Annotated in this window: 8 protein-coding genes and 1 rRNA gene; 4 read left to right on the forward strand and 5 right to left on the reverse strand. The window is 53.1% G+C overall.

The annotated features are described in order from the left end of the window. Nucleotides 1-21: 21 nt before the first annotated feature. From phnC to BH714_RS19360, 3 genes are all read right to left on the reverse strand, one after another. The gene (phnC, locus tag BH714_RS19350; protein WP_014168268.1) at nucleotides 22-810 is read right to left on the reverse strand and encodes a phosphonate ABC transporter ATP-binding protein; all 789 of its coding nucleotides are present in this window, start codon (nucleotides 808-810) and stop codon (nucleotides 22-24) included. A gap of 136 nt (nucleotides 811-946) precedes the next feature. Then, nucleotides 947-1,384, reverse strand: coding sequence for a VOC family metalloprotein YjdN (gene yjdN / locus BH714_RS19355; RefSeq protein ID WP_014168269.1), 438 nt, complete (start codon nucleotides 1,382-1,384; stop codon nucleotides 947-949). A gap of 80 nt (nucleotides 1,385-1,464) precedes the next feature. Next, nucleotides 1,465-1,800, reverse strand: coding sequence for a zinc ribbon domain-containing protein YjdM (locus tag BH714_RS19360; protein ID WP_020882810.1), 336 nt, complete (start codon nucleotides 1,798-1,800; stop codon nucleotides 1,465-1,467). A 597-nt stretch (nucleotides 1,801-2,397) separates the two neighbouring features. Here BH714_RS19360 and crfC point away from each other — a divergent pair. After that, nucleotides 2,398-4,752: a clamp-binding protein CrfC gene (gene crfC / locus BH714_RS19365; RefSeq protein WP_040018704.1), complete on the forward strand. Its 2,355-nt coding sequence runs from the start codon at nucleotides 2,398-2,400 to the stop codon at nucleotides 4,750-4,752. Beyond that, complete coding sequence (locus BH714_RS19370; RefSeq protein ID WP_014168272.1) at nucleotides 4,749-5,627, forward strand: diguanylate cyclase regulator RdcB family protein; 879 nt, start codon at nucleotides 4,749-4,751, stop codon at nucleotides 5,625-5,627. The genes crfC and BH714_RS19370 overlap by 4 nt, the downstream gene beginning before the upstream one ends. 32 nt (nucleotides 5,628-5,659) lie before the next feature. Here BH714_RS19370 and kdgT read toward each other — a convergent pair whose 3' ends face one another. Next, complete coding sequence (gene kdgT, locus BH714_RS19375; RefSeq protein WP_040018706.1) at nucleotides 5,660-6,652, reverse strand: 2-keto-3-deoxygluconate transporter; 993 nt, start codon at nucleotides 6,650-6,652, stop codon at nucleotides 5,660-5,662. 649 nt (nucleotides 6,653-7,301) lie between these two features. Here kdgT and proP point away from each other — a divergent pair. Next, a complete protein-coding gene (gene proP, locus BH714_RS19380; RefSeq protein WP_020882807.1) occupies nucleotides 7,302-8,804 on the forward strand; it encodes a glycine betaine/L-proline transporter ProP in 1,503 nt (500 codons plus the stop codon). Nucleotides 8,805-8,836: 32 nt separating this feature from the next. On the opposite strand, the gene BH714_RS19385 is transcribed toward proP, so the two are convergent. Then, nucleotides 8,837-9,790: a nickel/cobalt transporter gene (locus tag BH714_RS19385; protein ID WP_040018708.1), complete on the reverse strand. Its 954-nt coding sequence runs from the start codon at nucleotides 9,788-9,790 to the stop codon at nucleotides 8,837-8,839. 493 nt (nucleotides 9,791-10,283) lie between these two features. On the opposite strand from BH714_RS19385, the gene BH714_RS19390 reads away from it, so the two are divergent. Further along, nucleotides 10,284-11,823 (forward strand): 16S ribosomal RNA (locus tag BH714_RS19390). Nucleotides 11,824-11,963: the final 140 nt, after the last annotated feature.

Here is an 11,963-nt window from a genome sequence, read left to right on the forward strand (position 1 = left end):
CTTTCCTCGGATCGGTTTTAATTAAGCAGCCTGCGCGTTCTCTTCGACGCGGTTAATGCTGCGGTAGAGATGGTCGAAACGGTCGTTATCAAACTGATGGCTTGGGCCATCAAAGAACACATGCCCCTGACGCAACGCGACGATGCGCTCGCAATAGCGCAGGGCGTAGTCCACCTGGTGCAGCGTCACCACTACGGTGATGCCGTCGTTGAGGTTGATGTCGCGCAGGGTTTCCATCACGATGCGAGCCGATTCCGGGTCCAGCGAGGCGATGGGTTCATCGGCAAGAATGATTTGCGCTTTTTGCATCAGGGCACGGGCGATCGCCACGCGCTGCTGCTGTCCACCGGAAAGTGTGGAGACGCGCTGGTGGGCGAAATGCGCCATTCCGACGCGGGTCAGCGCCTGCAACGCTTCCTGCTTTTGAGAGGGGGAGAACCAGCGCAGACAGGTACGCCAGAACGGGGTGCTGCCGAGCGCGCCAATCAGCACGTTCTCCAGTACCGTCAGGCGATTGACCAGGTTGAACTGCTGGAAGATATAGCCCGTCTGGGCGCGGCTTTTGCGGATATCCCGCGCCAGGCGTCCTGCACGCTGCACGGTGTTGCCCAGCAGCTCGACGTGGCTTTCTGAGGTCTTATCACAGGTGATAAGGCCGCTTAAATGACGCATAAGGGTGGATTTACCAGAGCCGGATGGCCCCAGGAGCGCCACCATTTCGCCCTGCTGGACGGTCAGATCAACGGCATGCAGGGCCTTGTTGTGATGAAAGGTCTTGCTCAGTTTCTCGACGCGGATAACAGTTTGCATATGCTGGGCCTCACAATAAATGTGGCCTCATGCTGGCGCATCAATATGACATTTGGGTTAAGTCTCGGTTGCGGGAGTTTGAAGAGTTCAGGGGAGTTTGATGACAGGCGGGGGCAGACTGCCCACCGCCAGAAGGTCACTGTTGTTGCTTAACGACGTTAATCATCCACGGTACGCCGTATTTGTCGGTGACTTTACCGAAACCGTGCGCCCAGAAGGTCTCCTGCCAGGCCATTTCGATATGGCCTTCCGCGGCCAGATTGTCGAACCAGCGTTTGCCTTCTGCCACGTCCTGGGTGTCCAGCACCAGCGTGAACCCGGCATACTGCGCTTTGCTGCCGGGCGGCTGCCCATCACTCATCATGATATCGCTGCCCGCAATGCGAACATTCGAGTGGGCGATCGCCGAATCCGGAAACTGCATGCCAGACGGACAGCCTTCTTCGCTGCTGTCGCCTTTTGGCATTTCACCGAAGGTGATTTTATAGAGGAGCTCTGCGCCGACGGCGTGCTGATAAAAGGCGGAGGCCTCGGCACAGTTACCGGCGAAAGAGATGTAGGGACTTAACGGCATAATCTATACCTCACGTAAGAAGAGCCCGTTAAGTGTAGTTCTCGCCAGCCCGGTAAGCGAAGCGCCACCGGGCGGGTAAATCAGTTCTTTTTCACAAACTCTGATTTCAGTTTCATCGGGCCAAAGCCGTCAATTTTGCAGTCAATATTATGGTCGCCTTCTACCAGACGGATATTCTTCACTTTAGTGCCGATCTTCAGCATGGAAGAGCTGCCTTTAACCTTCAAATCTTTAATCACGGTGACGCTGTCGCCATCAGCCAGCAGATTACCGTTCGCATCTTTTACAACAAGCGTATCAGTATCGTGCGACGGCTCGGCGTCATTCCATTCGTGAGCGCATTCCGGGCAGATGAACATGCCATTATCTTCATAGGTGTATTCAGAATTGCATTTCGGGCAGTGTGGGAGTTGCATAAGGGTATCCTCAAAAAGTGCGTAACACGCTGGAAAGTGCCAGCAAAATGACGGCTGGGTGCCGAAAAAGGGGGCAAGTATAACGCAAATCCACACCGTTGTCGGTGATATTCTATTTAAAAAAAAAAGCAAAAAGCGTGTCGCCAGTGACATTTCCTGTCAGTCAGTTAAGCGATGCTGACGGCATTAACACGGTGGAAAGAAATGGCAGTAAATATATCGAATATTTTATTGCAGCAAATTGCTACGCACCTCCATTTCGGATAAGGTGAAGCGACACATTGTTATTTATCTCCTGACTTCCCCGTCATTCATATCTTATGGCGGTGACGCATTACCTCTCTTTTTAGGTGGGTAAATAATGATGATATATCCTGAAGTTTCTTAAAAATGGGCCAGGCTTTTATCTTTTGGCTGTCATGCCAGAGGGGAAGCTTTACACGCCATGCAAGGATAGCGATTTATTTCTGATTATCTTCAATCAGTTATATTTCGGTGAACATGTTTTCCACACGTGATCATATAAGCCTGAACAACATAATTAAAACCAGTGGCTTAATAAAAGTAATAAATTTGCGTTAAGGAAAGGCTTTTATCATGCACACACAGACCATTTTTGAATTAAGCCAGGAAGCAGAGCGTTTGTTACAGCTCGCCCTGCAAAATCTTGATACGTTGAAATCAATGCCGACGGCGAAGCTGGAAAGCACCGCCGCAGCCATTACGGGTGAAAAGAACAACGTCTTACCTTTGCATTTTAGTGCGCGGGGTGTCGAAGCCCAGCAGGCTATGCTGAATAATGAATTACGGAAAATAACCCGTCTGGAAATGGTGCTGGCAATTGTGGGCACCATGAAAGCGGGGAAATCGACCACCATTAATGCCATTGTCGGAACCGAAGTGTTGCCGAACCGCAACCGCCCGATGACGGCGCTTCCGACATTGATCCGTCATACGCCGGGTCAGAAAGAGCCGGTGCTCCATTTTGCTCACGTCTCTCCTATCGATGAATTAATCCTCCTGTTACAGAAAAAGCTCTGCGATTACGATCGCGGGAAGCTGGCGCAGCGTCTGGAAATTGATAAGGACATGATTACGCTGCTGGAAAGAATTGAAAAAGGTGAGGCTTTCGAGAAGCATCACCTTGGTGCGCAGCCGATATTTCATTGTCTGAAAAGCCTTAACGACCTGGTGAGGCTCTCACAGGCGTTGGGCGTCGAATTTCCGTTCTCTGAATATGCGGCCATCGAACACATTCCGGTGATTGAAGTGGAGTTCGTGCATCTCGCGGGTCTGGATGCCCACCTTGGGCAACTGACGCTGCTTGATACCCCCGGGCCGAATGAGGCCGGGCAACCGCATCTGCAAAAAATGCTGAGCGAGCAGTTATCCCGCGCGTCGGCGGTGCTGGCGGTGATGGATTACACCCAGCTCAAATCGATTTCCGATCAAGAGGTCCGGCAGGCCATTTCAGTCGCCGGTAAATCGGTGCCGCTGTATGCGCTGGTCAATAAATTCGATCAGAAAGATCGTAACAGCGACGATGAAGAACAGGTTAAAGCGATGATCTCCGGCACCTTAATGAAAGGGAATATTTCGCCGGGGCAAATTTATCCCGTTTCGTCGATGTGGGCGTATCTGGCGAACCGCGCCCGTTATGAGATGACTACCCACGGTCAGCTACCGGATCACAAGGAGCAGCGCTGGGTTCAGGATTTTGCCGAAGCCGCGCTGGGACGCCGCTGGCGTACGGAGGATTTGGACGACATCGACCATATTCGTCATGCTGCCGATTTGCTGTGGGAAGATTCGTTATTTGAACAGCCGATCCGCAAGCTTATTTATGCCGCCTATGCCAATGCATCGCTCTTCGCTCTGCGTTCGGCGTCGCATAAGCTGCTTAACTACGCCCAAAATGCCCGGGAGTACCTGGACTTCCGCTACCAGGGGCTGACGGTCGCTTTTGAGGCGCTGGAATTGAATATCGCGCGCCTGGAAGAGGACATGGCCCTGCTGCATACGCGTCAGCGCGTGGTGAGCGACGAAGTGAAGCATGAAGTGGAGCAGGCGCTTAACGCCACCGCTGACTTTATGATGTCGCAGAATACTTCACTCCAGCAGGCGATTAGCCATGTGTTTAGCGCCCGCTCTGTTCTCGACCTGGCTGGCATCGAACCGCGGGATCTTCGCCGTGACGAGCCGCAGGCGCTGAAACAGCTGGTACTGGATGATGAAGGGCAGGCGCGAATTGCGCTGAGTAAAATCCGCTCCTCCTGCGAGCTGATCATGCTGGATGCGCAGACGAAGATCGGCCGGGAGCTGGCGTTACGCTTCGATCAACTGGAGTCGACGCTGGCGCGCTCGCTGAATGAAGCCATGCGGCCAATCGAAACGCGTATTAAAGAACAACTCAGCCATGCGGGTTTTCGCGCGCGGATAAGCTTCCCGGCGTTTCAGGCGCATCAACTTAACTTCAACACCCGGGCGCTGTTTAACGATGCCATTGCGCAGGATCACCGCCCGGCAGGCCAGCCAGCGGGCGCGGCGAGCATGCGTGAAACCGTCTCTCGCTGGCTGAATAACCCGGGCTGGGGCTGGGAAGATTATGTTGTTGCACGCACACGCTATGTCATTGATATTGAAAAGCTGCATGAAAAATTCAAGCAGCATATCGATCAGTTCTGTGAACAAATCCGTAAAGCTTTGACCGCCCAGGTCGATGTCTCTGTTACGGCGGGGATGGCAACGTTCTTTGCGGAATTTTCGTTATGCCTGACCGGGTTACAGGAAAGTTTGCGTGATAGCCTCGCAGTACGTCAGCAAAATGAGCATTCGACCCGAGCGCTCAGCCAGCTGTTAAAGCAAAGTATCACGACTGCGACGTGGATACAGGAAGATACCCGACTGTTACGCGATGATATTCAAACCCTATTCGCGGCAGAACAACCATGACAACACAACTACTGGACGGCCCCGGGCGAACGCTGGAGTGTATTCATCCAAAATTTATGGTCGATCTGGTTCAGGGGGTGGACGCGGCGCGTCATCCCCACCCGGGACCACAACAGCTGCAGTTTCGTGAGCGTTTGACCCAGGAGATCATGACGCATACCCGGCTACGGCCCTGGGCGATGGCGGGTATGCTTAATGAAAATGCGGCGCTGCGCCTGGGGCTGGCGGAAAAGCTGGCCGGTATGCTTGACCCCGGGCACCTTGCGCTGACGCTGATGGCAGACAAATTGATTGCGCTGCGTCAGCAGACTAACCCGCGGGCCCAGCAATCGCCCGGCCTGATTCAGCAGTACGCTGAGCTTTCCGCTCATTTTACGCAACGAGCCGCCTATAAAGAGAAGGCGCTCTCCCAGCGAGGGCTGACGGTGCAGGCGGGTGAGCACAGCGAACAAATTTTTACCCGCTGGCGAGCCGGTCACTACGATGGCTGGTCGCTGGCCGGGCGTTGCTATGTCGTCCTGGAAGAGCTGCGCTGGGGCGCATTTGGTGATGCCTGTCGCCTGGCGAATGAAGACGTGGCGGCGATGCTCAAGGATAACTTACGCAGTATGGCGGCAAACTATCTTGCTCAGGGCATCAACGCTTCTCCTTCCACCCGCCATTTCTACCATCAGTGGCTGACAACGCCCGCGTCGCCGGGACTGATAGATCATAAAGACATGCTCGGCTGGCTGGGCGACTGGTGTCAGGCGGATAACCATCCGGTGAGCTGGTCGGTGACGCAAAGCTGGCACACTGTCGCGCTGGGTATGCCGAGGCTGTGCTCGGCAAAACGGCTTGTGGATGGGATGGTGGAAGAGATTTTTGGTGGCTGAAATCCCCCTCTCACCGGGAGGGGGAGCACCGGTTAGTGGTGTGTTTCAACAGGCTTAGGCTCTGTCTGAATCTCAGCAACATGTCCGACGCGTTTTGCGTACAGTGCGGTGATGATGGGAACCAGAATCGCGGTCACAATCACGCTGGCTGCAACCAGTGCCGTCGCGGACGCGGCCACCGGTTCAAAAGCCGGGTTAATCTGCGCAATGATTACCGGGTTGGCCACGGCTGCGCCTGCGGCTGAAGAGGCGGCGATCCCCGCCGTTCCGTTTCCTCCCCCAATGACCCGGTCGGCAATAATCAGCGGAATACCGGTGATGATGATAACCGCCACGCCCAGCACGATACCCAGCAGACCCGTATCGAGGATGACATTCAGGTTGATGGTGTTACCCAGCGCAAAACCGAAGAACGGGATCAGCACCGGCGTGGCTTTGCTGAAGAAATCACGCAGATCGTGATCCAGGTTACCCAGAGCAAAACCGATCAGGAAGGGCAGGATCGCGCCGATAAAGTGGTGGGGTTCAAAGGACGCCAGGCCAGCAGAGCCCAGAATCAGCATGGTCATCAGCGGACCGGACTCCAGAGACATCAGGACAAATGCACCTGACTCTTCTTTGGTGCCGTACTGGTTCATCAGGCTGGCATACAAACCGCCGTTGGTCATATCCATCGCAGAGACAATTGCCAGAACCGATAATCCGGCGAAGAATCCGGTCTGAATTCCATTCTCCGGAATGAACATCGCACAGATCATTGCCACTACCCAGGCCACGGCAATTTTCGTAATCACCAGCGTGCCGGATTTCCGTAATACGGTGCCTGTTGCCCGTAAATTAATTGAGGCGCCGATACAAAAGAACCAGACGGCCAGAATGGGAACGGTGCCCGTAATCATCCCTTTTGTGAACCCGCCAAAATAAGCGCCGGTTTCAGGAGCCAGGGTATTCAGGATAGCGCCCAGTACAAGCGGAACCAGCATCATACCGCCCGGTATGCGTTCAATCGTGGCTTTAATCTTCATAGATAACCCTCAAATCGTATCCCGCATGGCGGGCGGCAAAAACTAAAAAATAAATCAATAAATTCAATGAATTGAATGTCTTTGGGTTCGATGGTGTCATTACCCATGCAATAAAACTAAAAAAGCGATCCTGGTAAACGCGGTGCCACAGCACCGGGAACGTGGTATTCGGAATTATCATGCGATCATTGGAATGATGATTCAATGAAAATAAAACACTGTTTTAGTTATCTGCATCACATATTGACGTAAACGTTTTAAACGCGCGTCGGAGGGTTAGAATTTATGTAAATCTGATGTGAAGTAATGGGGTTTCATTTTCCGTTGTCCGGGAAATAATGACGTGTGTGAGGATGTGTTTTTATGGCGATTGAGAACGTGCAGATTTGCGCTAATTGACAAAAACTGCAGCCAGTTGACGTAACATAAATATATGTGTGAAGTTGATCACAAATATAAACGCTGGTAGGGTAAAAAGGTCATTAACTGCCCAGGCAGGCGTCAACAGGTTCGGTTGTATCGACGTAAAACGTCAATGTAAGTAAACCTGCTACGCTTGAATAAGGCGATTCGCATGGAGCGGATCCCATGGTTCACAGATCGCATACGGGACTGTGAAACGGACAGGGCCGAGTCTACGAGGATAGCTATGCTCAGAAGGAAAAAAATCAAACCCATCACGCTTCGCGACGTCACCATTATTGATGATGCCAAACTGCGCAAAGCGATCACCGCCGCCTCGCTGGGTAATGCGATGGAATGGTTCGATTTTGGTGTTTACGGCTTTGTGGCCTATGCGTTAGGTAAAGTGTTCTTCCCCGGCGCCGACCCCAGTCTGCAGATGATTGCCGCGCTGGGTACGTTCTCCGTCCCCTTCCTGATTCGCCCGCTGGGTGGTCTGTTCTTCGGTATGCTTGGCGATAAATATGGTCGCCAGAAGATCCTTGCTATCACCATTGTCATTATGTCGATCAGTACGTTCTGTATCGGCCTGATACCGTCCTATGCCAGCATCGGCATCTGGGCTCCGATTCTGCTGCTGCTTTGTAAGATGGCCCAGGGCTTCTCCGTAGGCGGTGAGTATACGGGTGCCTCTATCTTTGTCGCAGAGTATTCCCCGGACCGTAAGCGCGGCTTTATGGGAAGCTGGCTGGACTTCGGCTCGATTGCCGGGTTTGTCCTGGGGGCGGGCGTGGTGGTGCTGATTTCTACCGTCGTCGGTGAAGAGAACTTCCTCTCCTGGGGCTGGCGTATTCCGTTCTTCCTGGCGCTGCCGTTAGGGATTATCGGTCTTTACCTGCGTCATGCTCTTGAAGAAACGCCGGCGTTCCAGCAGCACGTTGAGAAGCTGGAGCAGGGCGACCGCGAAGGGCTGCAGGATGGCCCGAAAGTCTCCTTTAAAGAGATTGCGACGAAGCACTGGCGCAGCCTGCTGACCTGTATTGGTCTGGTCATCTCCACGAACGTGACCTACTACATGCTGTTGACCTACATGCCGAGCTATCTGTCGCATAACCTGCACTATTCAGAAGACCACGGTGTGCTGATTATTATCGCCATCATGGTGGGTATGCTGTTTGTGCAGCCGATTATGGGGCTGTTGAGCGACCGCTTTGGCCGTCGACCGTTCATTATTCTGGGGAGTGTCGCGCTGTTTGCCCTGGCAATCCCGGCCTTTATTCTGATTAACAGTAATGTGCTGGGGCTGATTTTTGCCGGTCTGCTGATGCTGGCGGTGATCCTTAACTGCTTTATCGGGGTGATGGCGTCGACGCTGCCTGCGATGTTCCCGACACACATTCGGTACAGTGCGCTGGCGGCTGCCTTTAACATCTCGGTGCTGATTGCCGGTCTGACCCCGACGCTTGCCGCCTCTCTGGTGGAAAGTACGCAGAACCTGATGATGCCGGCTTATTACCTGATGGTTATCGCGGTGATTGGTTTGATTACCGGTATTACCATGAAGGAGACGGCGAATCGTCCTCTTAAAGGGGCCACTCCTGCGGCGTCTGATATCCAGGAAGCGAAAGAGATCCTGCGCGAACACTACGATAATGTAGAGCAGAAGATTGAAGACATTGATGCAGAGATTGAAGAGCTGCAGCAAAAACGCTCCCGCCTGGTGGACCAGCATCCACGAATCAACGAGTAATAAAAAACCCGCCGCTGGCGGGTTTTCTTTTATTAGCAGCCTGCGGCGATGTAATCGCCATTGGCGCTGATGGGGAGTACCGTCAGGAACAGCACGGTCGCGAACAGGATCAGGACTATTCCTCCGGCTATTTTAAAGACCGGAACCAGCCAGCTGAGTGAAGCCCCGCCGCCAAACCAGGCCACCGTCCGCTCTCGGGCATAACGTACCGCCAGTGACAGGCCCATAATCGACAACGCCGTTCCCAGCGACATGGTCATGACCGCGGCCATCCCCCAGGTAACAATACCCAGCGCATTTGAAAACATCAGGATCATGATCGCCCCGCTGCACGGACGCGCACCAATCGCCAGTATGACGCCCAACCGGGTTTTCCAGTCGCCTTGCGCCAGATCTGCACCTACACCGTGATGACCACAACCACAGTGTTCATTATGTTGATGAAGGGGCGTGATGGCTGAGATAGCCATCCGGCGAGGCCGCAGGCTTTTCAGCGCCTGGTAAATGACAAATACACCAAATGCACCGATGAGCACCGCGCTTATCTTCTCGACGTACCAGCGGCTGGTACTGATATCCCCCGATGCGAGGTTAAACCCTACCGCCAGAATAAAGACAAAGAGAATGGCGCTGACGCCCTGCATCAGGCTGCCAAGAAAAGGAACGACCCGGGCGGCCCGTTCGCTTTCTTTATTTGTCGTGAGGTAGGTCGTCACAATGAATTTCCCATGCCCCGGCCCGATGGCGTGCAATACGCCATAGAAGAAGGCGCCGGTTAATAGCCATAACCCGCCGCTGTACTGGTGGTTGTTAAGCTGGAGCAGGTACATCACCAGATAACGGTGCAGGGTAATTTGCGTGGCAAGGCACCACTGAAGAAAGGTGTTCCAGTGCGTATGCAGGGTAAACCCGGCTAAGAGCATCGCCAGCAACATGATGCCTGCTGTAGGAAGGCGCCAGTCACGCGTCAGTTGTTGTGTGGTCATGGGGTGGCCTGGTGGGGGAATATTTGTCGCTAGTATAGTTGATCTTGCCTGTTAATCCGTAGGATCGCACAGAGATCCCGCCTCAATTGTGGATAAGTCTGTGCGTAAAAGGGTATAAAGCGGGGTTTTGCTGGGGAATACAGCAGTCAGTCATCTTTTTGCAACTTTTAGGTTGCGGCCTGCAGAGAACTCCCTATAATGCGCCTCCATCGACACGGCAGATGTGAATCACTTCACAGATAACCCGGTCGGTTGAAGAGAAAAAATCCTGAACATCAGGGTTGACTCTGAAAGAGGAAAGCGTAATATACGCCACCTCGCGACGGTGAGCTGTAAGCCGCGTCGCAACTGCTCTTTAACAATTTATCAGACAATCTGTGTGGGCACTCAAAGTGACATGGATTCTTAATGTCTTCGGACACTAAATGAATACCAAGTCTCTGAGTGAACATACGTAATTCATTACGAAGTTTAATTCACGAGCATCAAACTTAAATTGAAGAGTTTGATCATGGCTCAGATTGAACGCTGGCGGCAGGCCTAACACATGCAAGTCGAACGGTAGCACAGAGAGCTTGCTCTCGGGTGACGAGTGGCGGACGGGTGAGTAATGTCTGGGAAACTGCCTGATGGAGGGGGATAACTACTGGAAACGGTAGCTAATACCGCATAACGTCGCAAGACCAAAGAGGGGGACCTTCGGGCCTCTTGCCATCAGATGTGCCCAGATGGGATTAGCTAGTAGGTGGGGTAACGGCTCACCTAGGCGACGATCCCTAGCTGGTCTGAGAGGATGACCAGCCACACTGGAACTGAGACACGGTCCAGACTCCTACGGGAGGCAGCAGTGGGGAATATTGCACAATGGGCGCAAGCCTGATGCAGCCATGCCGCGTGTATGAAGAAGGCCTTCGGGTTGTAAAGTACTTTCAGCGGGGAGGAAGGTGTTGTGGTTAATAACCACAGCAATTGACGTTACCCGCAGAAGAAGCACCGGCTAACTCCGTGCCAGCAGCCGCGGTAATACGGAGGGTGCAAGCGTTAATCGGAATTACTGGGCGTAAAGCGCACGCAGGCGGTCTGTCAAGTCGGATGTGAAATCCCCGGGCTCAACCTGGGAACTGCATTCGAAACTGGCAGGCTAGAGTCTTGTAGAGGGGGGTAGAATTCCAGGTGTAGCGGTGAAATGCGTAGAGATCTGGAGGAATACCGGTGGCGAAGGCGGCCCCCTGGACAAAGACTGACGCTCAGGTGCGAAAGCGTGGGGAGCAAACAGGATTAGATACCCTGGTAGTCCACGCCGTAAACGATGTCGACTTGGAGGTTGTGCCCTTGAGGCGTGGCTTCCGGAGCTAACGCGTTAAGTCGACCGCCTGGGGAGTACGGCCGCAAGGTTAAAACTCAAATGAATTGACGGGGGCCCGCACAAGCGGTGGAGCATGTGGTTTAATTCGATGCAACGCGAAGAACCTTACCTACTCTTGACATCCAGAGAACTTTCCAGAGATGGATTGGTGCCTTCGGGAACTCTGAGACAGGTGCTGCATGGCTGTCGTCAGCTCGTGTTGTGAAATGTTGGGTTAAGTCCCGCAACGAGCGCAACCCTTATCCTTTGTTGCCAGCGGTCCGGCCGGGAACTCAAAGGAGACTGCCAGTGATAAACTGGAGGAAGGTGGGGATGACGTCAAGTCATCATGGCCCTTACGAGTAGGGCTACACACGTGCTACAATGGCGCATACAAAGAGAAGCGAACTCGCGAGAGCAAGCGGACCTCATAAAGTGCGTCGTAGTCCGGATTGGAGTCTGCAACTCGACTCCATGAAGTCGGAATCGCTAGTAATCGTAGATCAGAATGCTACGGTGAATACGTTCCCGGGCCTTGTACACACCGCCCGTCACACCATGGGAGTGGGTTGCAAAAGAAGTAGGTAGCTTAACCTTCGGGAGGGCGCTTACCACTTTGTGATTCATGACTGGGGTGAAGTCGTAACAAGGTAACCGTAGGGGAACCTGCGGTTGGATCACCTCCTTACCTTAAAGAACCTGCCTTTGTAGTGCTCACACAGATTGTCTGATGAATGATAAATTTCAAAATGTACTGCGAAGTGCATTGTGAAATTTTGTTCTTTAAAAATCTGGATCAAGCTGAAAATTGAAACGACACACATGTTA

Origin of the sequence: Enterobacter ludwigii (assembly GCF_001750725.1) — a bacterium.
Classification (GTDB): domain Bacteria; phylum Pseudomonadota; class Gammaproteobacteria; order Enterobacterales; family Enterobacteriaceae; genus Enterobacter; species Enterobacter ludwigii.

Bases quoted from the DNA above. Each gene is read 5' to 3' on its own strand.
- phnC (WP_014168268.1), bottom strand. From the start codon at position 810: ATGCAAACTGTTATCCGCGTCGAGAAACTGAGCAAGACCTTTCATCAC.
- yjdN (WP_014168269.1), bottom strand. From the start codon at position 1,384: ATGCCGTTAAGTCCCTACATCTCTTTCGCCGGTAACTGTGCCGAGGCC.
- BH714_RS19360 (WP_020882810.1), bottom strand. From the start codon at position 1,800: ATGCAACTCCCACACTGCCCGAAATGCAATTCTGAATACACCTATGAA.
- crfC (WP_040018704.1), top strand. From the start codon at position 2,398: ATGCACACACAGACCATTTTTGAATTAAGCCAGGAAGCAGAGCGTTTG.
- BH714_RS19370 (WP_014168272.1), top strand. From the start codon at position 4,749: ATGACAACACAACTACTGGACGGCCCCGGGCGAACGCTGGAGTGTATT.
- kdgT (WP_040018706.1), bottom strand. From the start codon at position 6,652: ATGAAGATTAAAGCCACGATTGAACGCATACCGGGCGGTATGATGCTG.
- proP (WP_020882807.1), top strand. From the start codon at position 7,302: ATGCTCAGAAGGAAAAAAATCAAACCCATCACGCTTCGCGACGTCACC.
- BH714_RS19385 (WP_040018708.1), bottom strand. From the start codon at position 9,790: ATGACCACACAACAACTGACGCGTGACTGGCGCCTTCCTACAGCAGGC.